General features: G+C 34.9%; 1 protein-coding gene. It reads right to left on the bottom strand.

Annotated elements, in window-relative coordinates:
* Positions 1-22: 22 nt before the first annotated feature.
* Positions 23-23,587, bottom strand: a complete 23,565-nt coding sequence (locus ALEK_RS16010; RefSeq protein ID WP_173424162.1) for a Calx-beta domain-containing protein — start codon at positions 23,585-23,587, stop codon at positions 23-25.
* Between the last annotated feature and the right edge of the window lie 15 nt (positions 23,588-23,602).

Here is a 23,602-nt window from a genome sequence, read left to right on the forward strand (position 1 = left end):
ATTTGCCTTATTTTGTTAAATATTAAATATCTGGAGTTATTTCGATATCATCATCAATTAATAATTTTACTGTTGAGTTAGCCCCAAGACCTGTGTATACATTATAGTTTGAACCATCAATCTCTTGAGTTCCACTATTTGTCCATTCTGTATTATCTAAATCGACTTTATCTGATAAATCACCTTTGATTACTAATTCATTATCGGAATCAGTTAAATCAATTACATCGTCTAAATCTAAAGATATAGTTTGTCTTATATTATTTTCTAAATCTAATGTATCAATCTCATAACTTGGTTTAGCAATACTTTCTAAATCAATTGTCTCATCACTAAATGTCATAGTTTCAGTTTCACTTGAATTTTCTGATTCAGTTGATTTTGCAATTGCAACTAAGTTAAAGTCATTATCTGATTCTGATATTCTCATTGTAATATCAGCATCAATTGATTTTTGACCTGCAGGGATTTCTATTTCCCAAATTCCATTCCCTTTATCTGTTAATGTCATACTTGATGTAAATACAGCAGAAGAAGGTACTCCTTCTAATCGTACAGTCAATGTTTCACTACCATCTGTATCACTTAATACAGCTGCAATATCAATAGGATATACATATGTATCTGGTAATTCTTCAACTCCACCATCAAGAACACTTGTAATAGAATTAATAGTTACTTTCTCAGCTTTTTCAGTTGAAGAAGCCGCCAATACTACATTTGCTTTACCTTGTGCATTTAATGTTACAACAATAGGTATAGTTGTATGAGTAAAGTTAGAGATATTACTATTCTCTCCTGAGTTTCCATATCTATATTGTGTAACACCATTATTAGTTACTTCAGTATAGTCATCAGGATTACTTCCATTATCACTTGAGTATTTATAAATAGCTTTTTGCTCTGAATTTACAAAAACACTCCAATTATCATCATAGTAACCTGAACCATAATTCCAAGATCCATTAATAGTAACATCCATAGATAAAGTCACAGTTTTTCCTGCATTTTCAATACCAAAATTAAGTAATTTACTATACGACTCATCGTAATCAGATGGTGTTGAACCATAAATATTACTATCACCTTTTTGATCACCTAAAACAACACCTATTGGATGTGTTTGAGTAACATCAGGTAAATCTCTAGATCCTCCATCAATAACTGTAGCTTGACCTAATACTAAAGATAAATCTGTAGATTCAGCAGAATGATCTCTAATAGTACAACCTGTTGTTTCTAAATCAATAGTCACTTTTGCACTCTCTGATTCTCTATTGTCTGAATCAATTGCTACATAATCAAATGAATCATCAACTTTATAATCTATATTCATGTATTGAATAGAGTAATTAGCATTTAAAGTAGATACTGAAGTAAATTCTATTTTGTCAAACTCTGTATCAATTTTAAATGAGTTAGTTGTATCATTTGAATCACCTGTACTTTGTTGAACATCACCTGAGGCTACTTCAACTCCATTTTTAAATGCTACCCAATGAGCTTTTGAGTCTATTGAATCAGATGTAAAGTAAGTTCCTAAGCTAGATAATCCAATCTCAGCATTTGTAACAATTTCTTTAAATTCAACTACTAGTTTCTCCCCAGAGCTTCCTTCAATTTGATCATCATCCCCATCAGGTGATACAACACCTAATCCTAAACCATCATGACTGTTGTTATTATTTTCACTTGAGAATCCAACCTCTCCAATAACGCCATTGTTATATGCTTTAATTGTAGCATTTCCATCAGCAGTAGTTATTACACCATTTGTTATTGTTCCCCACTCTGCTAATGTTCCTGAATCAGCAGTTGTACCATATAAAGTATCTTCAATATTTGAATTAGCTGTATATTTGATTACAGCTGTTTCATCATAAATATCTCCAACTTTTACAGCTGTACCATTTACTGTTAATACTCCATCTTCAGGTAAAGAATCAATTCTAATTTTTACAATTGTTGAACTTGCATCATCTTCTACATCTGATACAAAATCTTCCATTTTAAATTCAATTGCTGTTTCATCATTTGATGAAGTATCTTCTGTAAATAACATTGAAGAATCTAAGAATTTGTATGTAGCCCCACCATCAGAAGATATTTGAGGTTGGAATACATATGCTCCACCTTGATCCCACCATAACATTTCTATATCATAGTAACCATCTTCTGCAATAGTAAACTCATCATGCACTTTTGTACCTGGAGATTGATTTGATTCAAAATCAGCTACATTTTGACCATTAACTTTAATATCATATCCGTCATCTGAATATACTTTAAAGTTATAAGTTCCAGCAGCTAAGAAAACTTTACCATATAATTTAATCCCCGCATCACTTGAATCTGCTGGGTCATTACTTAATGATGAAGCATCTCCTTTTAAGAATGTTTGTAAATTAGTACCTAATCCAACTGATCCTGTACCATATCCATAATTAATATTAGTTGCAGTAAATGTTGCATCAGGATCATTTGCAGATACAATAGCTTTAAACTCTGTTAAGTTATGAATTTGACTATCCACACCATAGTATTCTGATTTTAATCCTGCTGTATATGTATCAGTACTACAATCTAAATCAATATGTCTATCATTTGCTTCAGGTGGAGTTCCTGGTTCATCATTATCTACAATAGTTACCGTTCCAGTATTTGTTTCACCTGTACTTAATGTTGCAGTTAAGTTATAAAGCTCATTTACTTCATCATTACTATCATCAACTGTTACAGTTTTTACTATTAACCTAGATGAATCTTCAGGTACATTCACAGCTCCTGTATATTCAATCCAAGTAATATTATTCATATCTGTACTATCACTTACAAAGGCATAATAGAATGTAGAGTTATAATCTACAGTATTTAATGCTGTTCCATCACTTAATGTTAAACTTAATGTAGTACCAGCTTCTGCCCCACTAACTCTTACTGCTAGAATCGCATCTTCACCTTCATTAACTGTAATATCATGACCTTTAACATCTGCATCACATAAAGTACCAACAAATACTGATGGTTCACCTTTTGGTTTTACATCTAAATGAACAGTTGCAGTATCAACTGCACCTTTTTCATCAGTTAAAGTATATACAAATGTTGCAGGCCCATTATAATCTTCATTTGGAGTAAATGTAACAGAATCATAAGTTCCGTCATTATTTGTATCATTTAATACAACTGTTCCATTTTGAGCATTACTAACAGCTGTAATTTTAAAGTTATGGCTTTCTGGATCAGTATCATTTGCCATTAAATCAGCTACGTCTATAGTTATAGATGTATCTTCATCTAAGTCTAGTGAATTAACTTTATAAGTTGTACCATCAGCATTAAATCTTTGTGCAGAGATATTATCTCCATTTTGCCATGCAATTATATATCCACCATCAGATAATGTAGTAATTGTAGGTTCCACTTGATCTGAAATATCACTTGAGTTAACTTTTACTTTATCTCCAATTTCAGAACCAGAACTATTAAATCTTTGAGAATAAATATCATGGTTTCCGTTTTCATTTGATTGCCATGTAATAATAAACCCTGTAGAAATTGCAGTAACAACTGGATTAGACTGAACCCCTGAACTTGTTGTTACATCAAGTTCCATTCCAACCTTAGCTCCATTTTCATCTAGAATTTGTGCATAAACATCTGTTCCACTTTCCCATGTAATAACTGCTTTTCCATCTGTTAAAGCTGTGATTTCTGGATCAGTTTGAGAACCATTTGTTGTAGTATTAACTTGTTTTTCATCACCAACTTTAGTAACTCCATTAGAAGTTAACTCAAATTTCTGAGTATAAATACCATAACTACTTCCATCTTGGTTTTCTGATTGCCATGTAATAACAACGTCACCATTAGAATCAAGAGTAATATCAGAATCCATTTGATCATTTAATGTATGTGTATTTATTTGGAATTTATCACCCATCGCATTACCAAACTCATCATATCTTTGTCCAAATACTCCATATTCACTACCATCATGTACATCTGAATGTATTGGATTATCTTGTGCACCTTGATCTGTATTATTATGTCTAGCATCAGCTGACCAAGTTACAATAAATCCACCATCTGGTAATCCAACAATTGGATCATATTCTGCTCTTGCAACTGTAAATTCATTACAAACTGGATTATTATGTTCATCATAAATTCTAGCTTTGATATATCTACTTGAGTTATCATAATTATCAACATTAATATAATCATCATCCGATGTCCATGTTACTAAATATCTACCATTTGGTAAAGCTGTAACATTTGCATCATGCTGATCTCTTGCATCATGTGTATTAACTTGAATAGCATCACCTACAGGTTCACCATCTTTATCAAATCTTTGAGAGAAGATATCATGATTTTCTCTTGTTGCCCACTGTGTACTTTCTGTATCATTATTATATTCAGCTCCATTATAAGAAGCTCCATTTACTTCTTCCCAAACTACTACATATCCACCATCTTCTAAATATGTAATATCAGGAGTACCTTGGTCTGCATTAACTGCTTTTGCAATTACGATTTCACCTTGCTCAACATCTTTTCCATAATCATCATTTGCAATAACAGTATTTAATACTCCAATATCTTCTTCACAAGTTTGACCTGGGTTTCCTGCATTATCATTTACAAATACACCAATTTTAATATTTCCATGTGTTAATGAACTTACATCTTCACTAATTTCCCATGTACCATCAGGTTTTACAGTTGTTGTTGTTCTTACTTCATATCCACCATCATCAATAAATTTAATACTTATTGTTCTTCCAGGTTCAACATCTGTTACTGTTCCACTAGCTAATCCTGTCATATGATCAATACTTGCAGATGTAATACTTATTTCAGAAATTGTATCTTTTGATACTGTATCTGTGTCACTTGCTGTATTTCCAGAAGAGTTTTGTACTTCTAACTCAACAGTTAATACACCATCATTTAATGTACTTACATCTACATTTTCAATAGTAAAAGTACCATCTGGTTGAACCGTTACATTTGCTGGGTCAATTTCTACTTTTTGTGAACCATTTGTAACTACAAGTTTTGTAATCGTATCACCAAAGTTAATAGCACCAGTAATTTTAGCAGTTTCAACTGTACCACTTGATGCATCAACAACAGTATTAATATCATCAGAATCTACAATAGAAACTTCTGCTTTAATATTATCAAACTCATCAGTAATTGTTCCAGTTACACTATCTTTTACTCCATTTGTTTCATGAGCAAATATTGTTCCTAGACCAGCAACATTTGAAGAAATACTCTCAATACTTAATGTATAAGATTCATCACCTTCATAAACTGAATCATTTTGAATATTATTAATAATTTGTACTGTATTAACTCCACCTGCTGTTCCAGTAATTACTGCTGTTACAGTTTTAGCAGATGTAAAGTCATTTGATTCAGTTGAGTCATTTTCATATTTTAATTCAACTGTAACTACTTGACCTTCTCTTAAATTAATAGCTGTTCCATTTTGATCTACTAAAGATAAAGTATGCTCTAATGTAGCACCATTAGCTTCTGCAACTGTACTATCACCACTTAATTTAACAAAGGCTTTAAAGTTACTATCAATGTCAATTGATAAATTAGCAGTAGCTCCATCTCCATCTCCGTCAACAACTGTAAATGGAACTTCAACTTTTGTAATTCCTGTATTTGGAACAAATTGAGTTACTTCATATGTTGGGTTATCACTATTTACATTATTAGCTTCAATTTTTACTAGGATTTGACCACTTGTAGCATCTTTTCCTAAAATCACTTTTCCATTGTTAAATACTGTCCAAACAAGATTTGGACCAGTTCCATCACCATTATTAATAATAACTCCAGAACCATCACTTAAATCACCATCTCCCCAAGTAAATGATAATTTTCCGCCATCAAGTTTAGGTCCACTTCCATCAGCAGGTCCATCAGCTCCAAAACTAAAGTCTAATTCATTTCCACCTGTGTTAATAACTAATACACCATTAACATTAACAATTGTTGCTAATAATTCATCTGTTAATTCATTTACATTTTTAACAACAAATGTATCATGTCCATTAGCTACATCAGCAATCTGATCTAAACTTCCTCTTGAGTTTCCATCTAAATCTACATTTGTACCAATACCAATTGAATAAACATCATCAAAGTTATTTTCAGCAAAAGTCTTCCACTCAGGAACTATTCCAGAGATACCATCACTTCCATTCATATCACCTTTTGTTGGATCTCCATCAGAAAGCATATAGAAGATATCTTGATCTGCACTTGGTTTTGGATCTGAATTTGTATCAAAAGTATCAATAGTTTGTCTTAATGTATCTTCGTAGTTTGTATATCCACCCGCACTTAATCCATTGATAGAATCTTTTGCACTTTGTGAATCTGTAAACCATGTAGTAGCACTTGCATTTGTATTAAACTCTACAACTTTTACATTTACATTACCCATTTGTTCATATTTTTCAATTAATTTAATTGCAGCTTCTTTAGCTAAATTCATTTTTGTAGTACCCATACTTCCAGAAGTATCAATACCAATAACAATATTAGTAGTAGTTTCAGTATATTGTGAATCTGCATCAATTACTACTGTATTTGCAGTAGGAATATCATCTGCAATGCTAATATTAATCTTACTTGCAGTTATATCAGAACCTCTAACTGCAATTACATTAAAGTCAATATTACTAATTAAATCTTCACTTGTAACATCTGGATGATCAACTACATCTTTTAATTTAAATGTATACTCACCTGTACTTTCATCTAAAGTAATTTCAAAGATTTCTCTACCGTCTTTTGAAACACCTTTTATAGTTTCATTGTTATTTGAATAATTGATATCAATCATTTCACCCTTAGAAGTTAAAGATGTAGATTGTCCACCTTCAAACATTAAATTAACTTCTGCAACATTTTCTACATTTAATCCAAGGCTTCCCGTAAATTCTTTAATATCTGGATCATAGTTATCTAAATCATCTGTACCTAATAATGCATCTTCATCTACTTGTACAGAGTCAATATTCATTGATAGACTGTCATTATCTACAATTGTTGTATCTACACTATTAGCACCTGTTTTTGCTGCTATGTGCTCAAAGTTACTATCAGTGATAGCTCCAATAGTCATTGTAAATACTTCAGACCCTTCTGCTAATACATCATCTAGTGTTGTAATATTGAAATCAACTGAGTTAGATCCTGCTGGAATTGTTACACTTGCAACTTTTGTGAAGTCTTTTCCATCTGCTGCTACACCAGAATATGTAATCTCTACTGTAATTGGTGATGTTACATCTGCTGCTGGTTGATCAACGCTTACTGTATATGCTGTTGATGTTTCACCTTCAACAATTGTTTGTTCACCTGCAATTGATACTAAGGCTGTTTCAGTTGTTGGTTCTGTTGTATCTGGATCTTTATCATCTACAATTGTTGTATCTACACTATTAGCACCTGTTTTTGCTGCTATGTGCTCAAAGTTACTATCAGTGATAGCTCCAATAGTCATTGTAAATACTTCAGACCCTTCTGCTAATACATCATCTAGTGTTGTAATATTGAAATCAACTGAGTTAGATCCTGCTGGAATTGTTACACTTGCAACTTTTGTGAAGTCTTTTCCATCTGCTGCTACACCAGAATATGTAATCTCTACTGTAATTGGTGATGTTACATCTGCTGCTGGTTGATCAACGCTTACTGTATATGCTGTTGATGTTTCACCTTCAACAATTGTTTGTTCACCTGCAATTGATACTAAGGCTGTTTCAGTTGTTGGTTCTGTTGTATCTGGATCTTTATCATCTACAATTGTTGTATCTACACTATTAGCACCTGTTTTTGCTGCTATGTGCTCAAAGTTACTATCAGTGATAGCTCCAATAGTCATTGTAAATACTTCAGACCCTTCTGCTAATACATCATCTAGTGTTGTAATATTGAAATCAACTGAGTTAGATCCTGCTGGAATTGTTACACTTGCAACTTTTGTGAAGTCTTTTCCATCTGCTGCTACACCAGAATATGTAATCTCTACTGTAATTGGTGATGTTACATCTGCTGCTGGTTGATCAACGCTTACTGTATATGCTGTTGATGTTTCACCTTCAACAATTGTTTGTTCACCTGCAATTGATACTAAGGCTGTTTCAGTTGTTGGTTCTGTTGTATCTGGATCTTTATCATCTACAATTGTTGTATCTACACTATTAGCACCTGTTTTTGCTGCTATGTGCTCAAAGTTACTATCAGTGATAGCTCCAATAGTCATTGTAAATACTTCAGACCCTTCTGCTAATACATCATCTAGTGTTGTAATATTGAAATCAACTGAGTTAGATCCTGCTGGAATTGTTACACTTGCAACTTTTGTGAAGTCTTTTCCATCTGCTGCTACACCAGAATATGTAATCTCTACTGTAATTGGTGATGTTACATCTGCTGCTGGTTGATCAACGCTTACTGTATATGCTGTTGATGTTTCACCTTCAACAATTGTTTGTTCACCTGCAATTGATACTAAGGCTGTTTCAGTTGTTGGTTCTGTTGTATCTGGATCTTTATCATCTACAATTGTTGTATCTACACTATTAGCACCTGTTTTTGCTGCTATGTGCTCAAAGTTACTATCAGTGATAGCTCCAATAGTCATTGTAAATACTTCAGACCCTTCTGCTAATACATCATCTAGTGTTGTAATATTGAAATCAACTGAGTTAGATCCTGCTGGAATTGTTACACTTGCAACTTTTGTGAAGTCTTTTCCATCTGCTGCTACACCAGAATATGTAATCTCTACTGTAATTGGTGATGTTACATCTGCTGCTGGTTGATCAACGCTTACTGTATATGCTGTTGATGTTTCACCTTCAACAATTGTTTGTTCACCTGCAATTGATACTAAGGCTGTTTCAGTTGTTGGTTCTGTTGTATCTGGATCTTTATCATCTACAATTGTTGTATCTACACTATTAGCACCTGTTTTTGCTGCTATGTGCTCAAAGTTACTATCAGTGATAGCTCCAATAGTCATTGTAAATACTTCAGACCCTTCTGCTAATACATCATCTAGTGTTGTAATATTGAAATCAACTGAGTTAGATCCTGCTGGAATTGTTACACTTGCAACTTTTGTGAAGTCTTTTCCATCTGCTGCTACACCAGAATATGTAATCTCTACTGTAATTGGTGATGTTACATCTGCTGCTGGTTGATCAACGCTTACTGTATATGCTGTTGATGTTTCACCTTCAACAATTGTTTGTTCACCTGCAATTGATACTAAGGCTGTTTCAGTTGTTGGTTCTGTTGTATCTGGATCTTTATCATCTACAATTGTTGTATCTACACTATTAGCACCTGTTTTTGCTGCTATGTGCTCAAAGTTACTATCAGTGATAGCTCCAATAGTCATTGTAAATACTTCAGACCCTTCTGCTAATACATCATCTAGTGTTGTAATATTGAAATCAACTGAGTTAGATCCTGCTGGAATTGTTACACTTGCAACTTTTGTGAAGTCTTTTCCATCTGCTGCTACACCAGAATATGTAATCTCTACTGTAATTGGTGATGTTACATCTGCTGCTGGTTGATCAACGCTTACTGTATATGCTGTTGATGTTTCACCTTCAACAATTGTTTGTTCACCTGCAATTGATACTAAGGCTGTTTCAGTTGTTGGTTCTGTTGTATCTGGATCTTTATCATCTACAATTGTTGTATCTACACTATTAGCACCTGTTTTTGCTGCTATGTGCTCAAAGTTACTATCAGTGATAGCTCCAATAGTCATTGTAAATACTTCAGACCCTTCTGCTAATACATCATCTAGTGTTGTAATATTGAAATCAACTGAGTTAGATCCTGCTGGAATTGTTACACTTGCAACTTTTGTGAAGTCTTTTCCATCTGCTGCTACACCAGAATATGTAATCTCTACTGTAATTGGTGATGTTACATCTGCTGCTGGTTGATCAACGCTTACTGTATATGCTGTTGATGTTTCACCTTCAACAATTGTTTGTTCACCTGCAATTGATACTAAGGCTGTTTCAGTTGTTGGTTCTGTTGTATCTGGATCTTTATCATCTACAATTGTTGTATCTACACTATTAGCACCTGTTTTTGCTGCTATGTGCTCAAAGTTACTATCAGTGATAGCTCCAATAGTCATTGTAAATACTTCAGACCCTTCTGCTAATACATCATCTAGTGTTGTAATATTGAAATCAACTGAGTTAGATCCTGCTGGAATTGTTACACTTGCAACTTTTGTGAAGTCTTTTCCATCTGCTGCTACACCAGAATATGTAATCTCTACTGTAATTGGTGATGTTACATCTGCTGCTGGTTGATCAACGCTTACTGTATATGCTGTTGATGTTTCACCTTCAACAATTGTTTGTTCACCTGCAATTGATACTAAGGCTGTTTCAGTTGTTGGTTCTGTTGTATCTGGATCTTTATCATCTACAATTGTTGTATCTACACTATTAGCACCTGTTTTTGCTGCTATGTGCTCAAAGTTACTATCAGTGATAGCTCCAATAGTCATTGTAAATACTTCAGACCCTTCTGCTAATACATCATCTAGTGTTGTAATATTGAAATCAACTGAGTTAGATCCTGCTGGAATTGTTACACTTGCAACTTTTGTGAAGTCTTTTCCATCTGCTGCTACACCAGAATATGTAATCTCTACTGTAATTGGTGATGTTACATCTGCTGCTGGTTGATCAACGCTTACTGTATATGCTGTTGATGTTTCACCTTCAACAATTGTTTGTTCACCTGCAATTGATACTAAGGCTGTTTCAGTTGTTGGTTCTGTTGTATCTGGATCTTTATCATCTACAATTGTTGTATCTACACTATTAGCACCTGTTTTTGCTGCTATGTGCTCAAAGTTACTATCAGTGATAGCTCCAATAGTCATTGTAAATACTTCAGACCCTTCTGCTAATACATCATCTAGTGTTGTAATATTGAAATCAACTGAGTTAGATCCTGCTGGAATTGTTACACTTGCAACTTTTGTGAAGTCTTTTCCATCTGCTGCTACACCAGAATATGTAATCTCTACTGTAATTGGTGATGTTACATCTGCTGCTGGTTGATCAACGCTTACTGTATATGCTGTTGATGTTTCACCTTCAACAATTGTTTGTTCACCTGCAATTGATACTAAGGCTGTTTCAGTTGTTGGTTCTGTTGTATCTGGATCTTTATCATCTACAATTGTTGTATCTACACTATTAGCACCTGTTTTTGCTGCTATGTGCTCAAAGTTACTATCAGTGATAGCTCCAATAGTCATTGTAAATACTTCAGACCCTTCTGCTAATACATCATCTAGTGTTGTAATATTGAAATCAACTGAGTTAGATCCTGCTGGAATTGTTACACTTGCAACTTTTGTGAAGTCTTTTCCATCTGCTGCTACACCAGAATATGTAATCTCTACTGTAATTGGTGATGTTACATCTGCTGCTGGTTGATCAACGCTTACTGTATATGCTGTTGATGTTTCACCTTCAACAATTGTTTGTTCACCTGCAATTGATACTAAGGCTGTTTCAGTTGTTGGTTCTGTTGTATCTGGATCTTTATCATCTACAATTGTTGTATCTACACTATTAGCACCTGTTTTTGCTGCTATGTGCTCAAAGTTACTATCAGTGATAGCTCCAATAGTCATTGTAAATACTTCAGACCCTTCTGCTAATACATCATCTAGTGTTGTAATATTGAAATCAACTGAGTTAGATCCTGCTGGAATTGTTACACTTGCAACTTTTGTGAAGTCTTTTCCATCTGCTGCTACACCAGAATATGTAATCTCTACTGTAATTGGTGATGTTACATCTGCTGCTGGTTGATCAACGCTTACTGTATATGCTGTTGATGTTTCACCTTCAACAATTGTTTGTTCACCTGCAATTGATACTAAGGCTGTTTCAGTTGTTGGTTCTGTTGTATCTGGATCTTTATCATCTACAATTGTTGTATCTACACTATTAGCACCTGTTTTTGCTGCTATGTGCTCAAAGTTACTATCAGTGATAGCTCCAATAGTCATTGTAAATACTTCAGACCCTTCTGCTAATACATCATCTAGTGTTGTAATATTGAAATCAACTGAGTTAGATCCTGCTGGAATTGTTACACTTGCAACTTTTGTGAAGTCTTTTCCATCTGCTGCTACACCAGAATATGTAATCTCTACTGTAATTGGTGATGTTACATCTGCTGCTGGTTGATCAACGCTTACTGTATATGCTGTTGATGTTTCACCTTCAACAATTGTTTGTTCACCTGCAATTGATACTAAGGCTGTTTCAGTTGTTGGTTCTGTTGTATCTGGATCTTTATCATCTACAATTGTTGTATCTACACTATTAGCACCTGTTTTTGCTGCTATGTGCTCAAAGTTACTATCAGTGATAGCTCCAATAGTCATTGTAAATACTTCAGACCCTTCTGCTAATACATCATCTAGTGTTGTAATATTGAAATCAACTGAGTTAGATCCTGCTGGAATTGTTACACTTGCAACTTTTGTGAAGTCTTTTCCATCTGCTGCTACACCAGAATATGTAATCTCTACTGTAATTGGTGATGTTACATCTGCTGCTGGTTGATCAACGCTTACTGTATATGCTGTTGATGTTTCACCTTCAACAATTGTTTGTTCACCTGCAATTGATACTAAGGCTGTTTCAGTTGTTGGTTCTGTTGTATCTGGATCTTTATCATCTACAATTGTTGTATCTACACTATTAGCACCTGTTTTTGCTGCTATGTGCTCAAAGTTACTATCAGTGATAGCTCCAATAGTCATTGTAAATACTTCAGACCCTTCTGCTAATACATCATCTAGTGTTGTAATATTGAAATCAACTGAGTTAGATCCTGCTGGAATTGTTACACTTGCAACTTTTGTGAAGTCTTTTCCATCTGCTGCTACACCAGAATATGTAATCTCTACTGTAATTGGTGATGTTACATCTGCTGCTGGTTGATCAACGCTTACTGTATATGCTGTTGATGTTTCACCTTCAACAATTGTTTGTTCACCTGCAATTGATACTAAGGCTGTTTCAGTTGTTGGTTCTGTTGTATCTGGATCTTTATCATCTACAATTGTTGTATCTACACTATTAGCACCTGTTTTTGCTGCTATGTGCTCAAAGTTACTATCAGTGATAGCTCCAATAGTCATTGTAAATACTTCAGACCCTTCTGCTAATACATCATCTAGTGTTGTAATATTGAAATCAACTGAGTTAGATCCTGCTGGAATTGTTACACTTGCAACTTTTGTGAAGTCTTTTCCATCTGCTGCTACACCAGAATATGTAATCTCTACTGTAATTGGTGATGTTACATCTGCTGCTGGTTGATCAACGCTTACTGTATATGCTGTTGATGTTTCACCTTCAACAATTGTTTGTTCACCTGCAATTGATACTAAGGCTGTTTCAGTTGTTGGTTCTGTTGTATCTGGATCTTTATCATCTACAATTGTTGTATCTACACTATTAGCACCTGTTTTTGCTGCTATGTGCTCAAAGTTACTATCAGTGATAGCTCCAATAGTCATTGTAAATACTTCAGACCCTTCTGCTAATACATCATCTAGTGTTGTAATATTGAAATCAACTGAGTTAGATCCTGCTGGAATTGTTACACTTGCAACTTTTGTGAAGTCTTTTCCATCTGCTGCTACACCAGAATATGTAATCTCTACTGTAATTGGTGATGTTACATCTGCTGCTGGTTGATCAACGCTTACTGTATATGCTGTTGATGTTTCACCTTCAACAATTGTTTGTTCACCTGCAATTGATACTAAGGCTGTTTCAGTTGTTGGTTCTGTTGTATCTGGATCTTTATCATCTACAATTGTTGTATCTACACTATTAGCACCTGTTTTTGCTGCTATGTGCTCAAAGTTACTATCAGTGATAGCTCCAATAGTCATTGTAAATACTTCAGACCCTTCTGCTAATACATCATCTAGTGTTGTAATATTGAAATCAACTGAGTTAGATCCTGCTGGAATTGTTACACTTGCAACTTTTGTGAAGTCTTTTCCATCTGCTGCTACACCAGAATATGTAATCTCTACTGTAATTGGTGATGTTACATCTGCTGCTGGTTGATCAACGCTTACTGTATATGCTGTTGATGTTTCACCTTCAACAATTGTTTGTTCACCTGCAATTGATACTAAGGCTGTTTCAGTTGTTGGTTCTGTTGTATCTGGATCTTTATCATCTACAATTGTTGTATCTACACTATTAGCACCTGTTTTTGCTGCTATGTGCTCAAAGTTACTATCAGTGATAGCTCCAATAGTCATTGTAAATACTTCAGACCCTTCTGCTAATACATCATCTAGTGTTGTAATATTGAAATCAACTGAGTTAGATCCTGCTGGAATTGTTACACTTGCAACTTTTGTGAAGTCTTTTCCATCTGCTGCTACACCAGAATATGTAATCTCTACTGTAATTGGTGATGTTACATCTGCTGCTGGTTGATCAACGCTTACTGTATATGCTGTTGATGTTTCACCTTCAACAATTGTTTGTTCACCTGCAATTGATACTAAGGCTGTTTCAGTTGTTGGTTCTGTTGTATCTGGATCTTTATCATCTACAATTGTTGTATCTACACTATTAGCACCTGTTTTTGCTGCTATGTGCTCAAAGTTACTATCAGTGATAGCTCCAATAGTCATTGTAAATACTTCAGACCCTTCTGCTAATACATCATCTAGTGTTGTAATATTGAAATCAACTGAGTTAGATCCTGCTGGAATTGTTACACTTGCAACTTTTGTGAAGTCTTTTCCATCTGCTGCTACACCAGAATATGTAATCTCTACTGTAATTGGTGATGTTACATCTGCTGCTGGTTGATCAACGCTTACTGTATATGCTGTTGATGTTTCACCTTCAACAATTGTTTGTTCACCTGCAATTGATACTAAGGCTGTTTCAGTTGTTGGTTCTGTTGTATCTGGATCTTTATCATCTACAATTGTTGTATCTACACTATTAGCACCTGTTTTTGCTGCTATGTGCTCAAAGTTACTATCAGTGATAGCTCCAATAGTCATTGTAAATACTTCAGACCCTTCTGCTAATACATCATCTAGTGTTGTAATATTGAAATCAACTGAGTTAGATCCTGCTGGAATTGTTACACTTGCAACTTTTGTGAAGTCTTTTCCATCTGCTGCTACACCAGAATATGTAATCTCTACTGTAATTGGTGATGTTACATCTGCTGCTGGTTGATCAACGCTTACTGTATATGCTGTTGATGTTTCACCTTCAACAATTGTTTGTTCACCTGCAATTGATACTAAGGCTGTTTCAGTTGTTGGTTCTGTTGTATCTGGATCTTTATCATCTACAATTGTTGTATCTACACTATTAGCACCTGTTTTTGCTGCTATGTGCTCAAAGTTACTATCAGTGATAGCTCCAATAGTCATTGTAAATACTTCAGACCCTTCTGCTAATACATCATCTAGTGTTGTAATATTGAAATCAACTGAGTTAGATCCTGCTGGAATTGTTACACTTGCAACTTTTGTGAAGTCTTTTCCATCTGCTGCTACACCAGAATATGTAATCTCTACTGTAATTGGTGATGTTACATCTGCTGCTGGTTGATCAACGCTTACTGTATATGCTGTTGATGTTTCACCTTCAACAATTGTTTGTTCACCTGCAATTGATACTAAGGCTGTTTCAGTTGTTGGTTCTGTTGTATCTGGATCTTTATCATCTACAATTGTTGTATCTACACTATTAGCACCTGTTTTTGCTGCTATGTGCTCAAAGTTACTATCAGTGATAGCTCCAATAGTCATTGTAAATACTTCAGACCCTTCTGCTAATACATCATCTAGTGTTGTAATATTGAAATCAACTGAGTTAGATCCTGCTGGAATTGTTACACTTGCAACTTTTGTGAAGTCTTTTCCATCTGCTGCTACACCAGAATATGTAATCTCTACTGTAATTGGTGATGTTACATCTGCTGCTGGTTGATCAACGCTTACTGTATATGCTGTTGATGTTTCACCTTCAACAATTGTTTGTTCACCTGCAATTGATACTAAGGCTGTTTCAGTTGTTGGTTCTGTTGTATCTGGATCTTTATCATCTACAATTGTTGTATCTACACTATTAGCACCTGTTTTTGCTGCTATGTGCTCAAAGTTACTATCAGTGATAGCTCCAATAGTCATTGTAAATACTTCAGACCCTTCTGCTAATACATCATCTAGTGTTGTAATATTGAAATCAACTGAGTTAGATCCTGCTGGAATTGTTACACTTGCAACTTTTGTGAAGTCTTTTCCATCTGCTGCTACACCAGAATATGTAATCTCTACTGTAATTGGTGATGTTACATCTGCTGCTGGTTGATCAACGCTTACTGTATATGCTGTTGATGTTTCACCTTCAACAATTGTTTGTTCACCTGCAATTGATACTAAGGCTGTTTCAGTTGTTGGTTCTGTTGTATCTGGATCTTTATCATCTACAATTGTTGTATCTACACTATTAGCACCTGTTTTTGCTGCTATGTGCTCAAAGTTACTATCAGTGATAGCTCCAATAGTCATTGTAAATACTTCAGACCCTTCTGCTAATACATCATCTAGTGTTGTAATATTGAAATCAACTGAGTTAGATCCTGCTGGAATTGTTACACTTGCAACTTTTGTGAAGTCTTTTCCATCTGCTGCTACACCAGAATATGTAATCTCTACTGTAATTGGTGATGTTACATCTGCTGCTGGTTGATCAACGCTTACTGTATATGCTGTTGATGTTTCACCTTCAACAATTGTTTGTTCACCTGCAATTGATACTAAGGCTGTTTCAGTTGTTGGTTCTGTTGTATCTGGATCTTTATCATCTACAATTGTTGTATCTACACTATTAGCACCTGTTTTTGCTGCTATGTGCTCAAAGTTACTATCAGTGATAGCTCCAATAGTCATTGTAAATACTTCAGACCCTTCTGCTAATACATCATCTAGTGTTGTAATATTGAAATCAACTGAGTTAGATCCTGCTGGAATTGTTACACTTGCAACTTTTGTGAAGTCTTTTCCATCTGCTGCTACACCAGAATATGTAATCTCTACTGTAATTGGTGATGTTACATCTGCTGCTGGTTGATCAACGCTTACTGTATATGCTGTTGATGTTTCACCTTCAACAATTGTTTGTTCACCTGCAATTGATACTAAGGCTGTTTCAGTTGTTGGTTCTGTTGTATCTGGATCTTTATCATCTACAATTGTTGTATCTACACTATTAGCACCTGTTTTTGCTGCTATGTGCTCAAAGTTACTATCAGTGATAGCTCCAATAGTCATTGTAAATACTTCAGACCCTTCTGCTAATACATCATCTAGTGTTGTAATATTGAAATCAACTGAGTTAGATCCTGCTGGAATTGTTACACTTGCAACTTTTGTGAAGTCTTTTCCATCTGCTGCTACACCAGAATATGTAATCTCTACTGTAATTGGTGATGTTACATCTGCTGCTGGTTGATCAACGCTTACTGTATATGCTGTTGATGTTTCACCTTCAACAATTGTTTGTTCACCTGCAATTGATACTAAGGCTGTTTCAGTTGTTGGTTCTGTTGTATCTGGATCTTTATCATCTACAATTGTTGTATCTACACTATTAGCACCTGTTTTTGCTGCTATGTGCTCAAAGTTACTATCAGTGATAGCTCCAATAGTCATTGTAAATACTTCAGACCCTTCTGCTAATACATCATCTAGTGTTGTAATATTGAAATCAACTGAGTTAGATCCTGCTGGAATTGTTACACTTGCAACTTTTGTGAAGTCTTTTCCATCTGCTGCTACACCAGAATATGTAATCTCTACTGTAATTGGTGATGTTACATCTGCTGCTGGTTGATCAACGCTTACTGTATATGCTGTTGATGTTTCACCTTCAACAATTGTTTGTTCACCTGCAATTGATACTAAGGCTGTTTCAGTTGTTGGTTCTGTTGTATCTGGATCTTTATCATCTACAATTGTTGTATCTACACTATTAGCACCTGTTTTTGCTGCTATGTGCTCAAAGTTACTATCAGTGATAGCTCCAATAGTCATTGTAAATACTTCAGACCCTTCTGCTAATACATCATCTAGTGTTGTAATATTGAAATCAACTGAGTTAGATCCTGCTGGAATTGTTACACTTGCAACTTTTGTGAAGTCTTTTCCATCTGCTGCTACACCAGAATATGTAATCTCTACTGTAATTGGTGATGTTACATCTGCTGCTGGTTGATCAACGCTTACTGTATATGCTGTTGATGTTTCACCTTCAACAATTGTTTGTTCACCTGCAATTGATACTAAGGCTGTTTCAGTTGTTGGTTCTGTTGTATCTGGATCTTTATCATCTACAATTGTTGTATCTACACTATTAGCACCTGTTTTTGCTGCTATGTGCTCAAAGTTACTATCAGTGATAGCTCCAATAGTCATTGTAAATACTTCAGACCCTTCTGCTAATACATCATCTAGTGTTGTAATATTGAAATCAACTGAGTTAGATCCTGCTGGAATTGTTACACTTGCAACTTTTGTGAAGTCTTTTCCATCTGCTGCTACACCAGAATATGTAATCTCTACTGTAATTGGTGATGTTACATCTGCTGCTGGTTGATCAACGCTTACTGTATATGCTGTTGATGTTTCACCTTCAACAATTGTTTGTTCACCTGCAATTGATACTAAGGCTGTTTCAGTTGTTGGTTCTGTTGTATCTGGATCTTTATCATCTACAATTGTTGTATCTACACTATTAGCACCTGTTTTTGCTGCTATGTGCTCAAAGTTACTATCAGTGATAGCTCCAATAGTCATTGTAAATACTTCAGACCCTTCTGCTAATACATCATCTAGTGTTGTAATATTGAAATCAACTGAGTTAGATCCTGCTGGAATTGTTACACTTGCAACTTTTGTGAAGTCTTTTCCATCTGCTGCTACACCAGAATATGTAATCTCTACTGTAATTGGTGATGTTACATCTGCTGCTGGTTGATCAACGCTTACTGTATATGCTGTTGATGTTTCACCTTCAACAATTGTTTGTTCACCTGCAATTGATACTAAGGCTGTTTCAGTTGTTGGTTCTGTTGTATCTGGATCTTTATCATCTACAATTGTTGTATCTACACTATTAGCACCTGTTTTTGCTGCTATGTGCTCAAAGTTACTATCAGTGATAGCTCCAATAGTCATTGTAAATACTTCAGACCCTTCTGCTAATACATCATCTAGTGTTGTAATATTGAAATCAACTGAGTTAGATCCTGCTGGAATTGTTACACTTGCAACTTTTGTGAAGTCTTTTCCATCTGCTGCTACACCAGAATATGTAATCTCTACTGTAATTGGTGATGTTACATCTGCTGCTGGTTGATCAACGCTTACTGTATATGCTGTTGATGTTTCACCTTCAACAATTGTTTGTTCACCTGCAATTGATACTAAGGCTGTTTCAGTTGTTGGTTCTGTTGTATCTGGATCTTTATCATCTACAATTGTTGTATCTACACTATTAGCACCTGTTTTTGCTGCTATGTGCTCAAAGTTACTATCAGTGATAGCTCCAATAGTCATTGTAAATACTTCAGACCCTTCTGCTAATACATCATCTAGTGTTGTAATATTGAAATCAACTGAGTTAGATCCTGCTGGAATTGTTACACTTGCAACTTTTGTGAAGTCTTTTCCATCTGCTGCTACACCAGAATATGTAATCTCTACTGTAATTGGTGATGTTACATCTGCTGCTGGTTGATCAACGCTTACTGTATATGCTGTTGATGTTTCACCTTCAACAATTGTTTGTTCACCTGCAATTGATACTAAGGCTGTTTCAGTTGTTGGTTCTGTTGTATCTGGATCTTTATCATCTACAATTGTTGTATCTACACTATTAGCACCTGTTTTTGCTGCTATGTGCTCAAAGTTACTATCAGTGATAGCTCCAATAGTCATTGTAAATACTTCAGACCCTTCTGCTAATACATCATCTAGTGTTGTAATATTGAAATCAACTGAGTTAGATCCTGCTGGAATTGTTACACTTGCAACTTTTGTGAAGTCTTTTCCATCTGCTGCTACACCAGAATATGTAATCTCTACTGTAATTGGTGATGTTACATCTGCTGCTGGTTGATCAACGCTTACTGTATATGCTGTTGATGTTTCACCTTCAACAATTGTTTGTTCACCTGCAATTGATACTAAGGCTGTTTCAGTTGTTGGTTCTGTTGTATCTGGATCTTTATCATCTACAATTGTTGTATCTACACTATTAGCACCTGTTTTTGCTGCTATGTGCTCAAAGTTACTATCAGTGATAGCTCCAATAGTCATTGTAAATACTTCAGACCCTTCTGCTAATACATCATCTAGTGTTGTAATATTGAAATCAACTGAGTTAGATCCTGCTGGAATTGTTACACTTGCAACTTTTGTGAAGTCTTTTCCATCTGCTGCTACACCAGAATATGTAATCTCTACTGTAATTGGTGATGTTACATCTGCTGCTGGTTGATCAACGCTTACTGTATATGCTGTTGATGTTTCACCTTCAACAATTGTTTGTTCACCTGCAATTGATACTAAGGCTGTTTCAGTTGTTGGTTCTGTTGTATCTGGATCTTTATCATCTACAATTGTTGTATCTACACTATTAGCACCTGTTTTTGCTGCTATGTGCTCAAAGTTACTATCAGTGATAGCTCCAATAGTCATTGTAAATACTTCAGACCCTTCTGCTAATACATCATCTAGTGTTGTAATATTGAAATCAACTGAGTTAGATCCTGCTGGAATTGTTACACTTGCAACTTTTGTGAAGTCTTTTCCATCTGCTGCTACACCAGAATATGTAATCTCTACTGTAATTGGTGATGTTACATCTGCTGCTGGTTGATCAACGCTTACTGTATATGCTGTTGATGTTTCACCTTCAACAATTGTTTGTTCACCTGCAATTGATACTAAGGCTGTTTCAGTTGTTGGTTCTGTTGTATCTGGATCTTTATCATCTACAATTGTTGTATCTACACTATTAGCACCTGTTTTTGCTGCTATGTGCTCAAAGTTACTATCAGTGATAGCTCCAATAGTCATTGTAAATACTTCAGACCCTTCTGCTAATACATCATCTAGTGTTGTAATATTGAAATCAACTGAGTTAGATCCTGCTGGAATTGTTACACTTGCAACTTTTGTGAAGTCTTTTCCATCTGCTGCTACACCAGAATATGTAATCTCTACTGTAATTGGTGATGTTACATCTGCTGCTGGTTGATCAACGCTTACTGTATATGCTGTTGATGTTTCACCTTCAACAATTGTTTGTTCACCTGCAATTGATACTAAGGCTGTTTCAGTTGTTGGTTCTGTTGTATCTGGATCTTTATCATCTACAATTGTTGTATCTACACTATTAGCACCTGTTTTTGCTGCTATGTGCTCAAAGTTACTATCAGTGATAGCTCCAATAGTCATTGTAAATACTTCAGACCCTTCTGCTAATACATCATCTAGTGTTGTAATATTGAAATCAACTGAGTTAGATCCTGCTGGAATTGTTACACTTGCAACTTTTGTGAAGTCTTTTCCATCTGCTGCTACACCAGAATATGTAATCTCTACTGTAATTGGTGATGTTACATCTGCTGCTGGTTGATCAACGCTTACTGTATATGCTGTTGATGTTTCACCTTCAACAATTGTTTGTTCACCTGCAATTGATACTAAGGCTGTTTCAGTTGTTGGTTCTGTTGTATCTGGATCTTTATCATCTACAATTGTTGTATCTACACTATTAGCACCTGTTTTTGCTGCTATGTGCTCAAAGTTACTATCAGTGATAGCTCCAATAGTCATTGTAAATACTTCAGACCCTTCTGCTAATACATCATCTAGTGTTGTAATATTGAAATCAACTGAGTTAGATCCTGCTGGAATTGTTACACTTGCAACTTTTGTGAAGTCTTTTCCATCTGCTGCTACACCAGAATATGTAATCTCTACTGTAATTGGTGATGTTACATCTGCTGCTGGTTGATCAACGCTTACTGTATATGCTGTTGATGTTTCACCTTCAACAATTGTTTGTTCACCTGCAATTGATACTAAGGCTGTATCTTCTGATGTAATAATATTATTATCAGAAATTGAAGAAGTACCTGATGCAGTTGTATTAGAAGTAAGTCCTGAAGATAAAGTACCTTCTAAATCAAATGTTTCTAAGGGTTCTTTTAATGCATCATTTAAAGTTTTTACTCTTACTTGAACCGAAATATCTCCTGCTGGAATCGTTACAGTAGAAGAATCTACCCATGAACCATTTACTAAAATTTCTGTCTGAGGAAGATAATCATTTGAAGTAGCACTTCCATCTTTAGTTGCTAATGAAATTGTAATATCTCTGGCACTTGCACTATCTAAATCAACAGTAAATACAGCATATTCACCTTCAATAACTTCAACACCTTGAATGCTAAAAGCAGGTAAATTAGTATCTATAATCGTCCCTGTAGCTTGACCATCTGTAATAGTAGCATTAATAGGAGCATCTAAATTAATTAGTAAGTTTTCTGAGATTTCATAAATATTGTCATTATTAACTGGAATATTTATTGTTTTTGAAACTTCCCCAGGTAAAAATATAATTGAACCAGCTGAAGCAGTATAATCAAGTCCAGATAAGGCTGTTCCATCTAAAGTAGAATAATTAACTAAAACTGTATTTGTAGTAGCTTGGTCTAAAGTAATAACAAAAGAAATTTGTCCTGCTGTTTCATTAACAGTAGAATCAGAAATAGAAATAGTAGGGATAACAGGTGTACCGTCTGTTTCAATACCAGTAGAAGAGATTGATTCTGGTAGGTTAACCCAAGAATCAGAAGTAGCAATAGGAGATAAAGGATCATCAATGTTTCCAAAGATAGTATTAAAAGTAGACCCATCAGAATTAGTGTCACCACCAGCATCAGGACCAGCTGCTGCTGCACCTAATGAACCAACTAAAGATTCAAAACTAGTAATTAAAGATAAACTATCATCCCCATCAACACCTAATTCAATAGGTTTTGAAGATAAAAGTGCTAACTGATCTAAAATTTCACTACCATTAAATGCAGTATTCTCCATAATAGTATCAAGAGACTCATCATCAACATTTTTATTGATAATTACAGCCGTTGGACTATCCATACCAGGAATATTATCCTGAAGATGAGGAACAATTCCATTTAGTACAACTTGCACTGATTTACCATCAATGTTGAATACAAGAACTATAGATTCTTGATCATCTTTGAAGTTTAATACATAATTTGTGAAGCCATTAGAGAATACATATTGTTCTCCTTTTGCTACTGTGAATTCTAAATCTTTGTTTAGTTCAACAACCTTAATTGAGCCATTTTCAAGTTTTATCGTAAGTTTCATTTGTTATCCTTAGTT

This window comes from Poseidonibacter lekithochrous (assembly GCF_013283835.1).
GTDB classification, from domain to species: Bacteria; Campylobacterota; Campylobacteria; order Campylobacterales; family Arcobacteraceae; genus Poseidonibacter; species Poseidonibacter lekithochrous.

Bases quoted from the DNA above. Each gene is read 5' to 3' on its own strand.
- ALEK_RS16010 (WP_173424162.1), bottom strand. From the start codon at position 23,587: ATGAAACTTACGATAAAACTTGAAAATGGCTCAATTAAGGTTGTTGAA.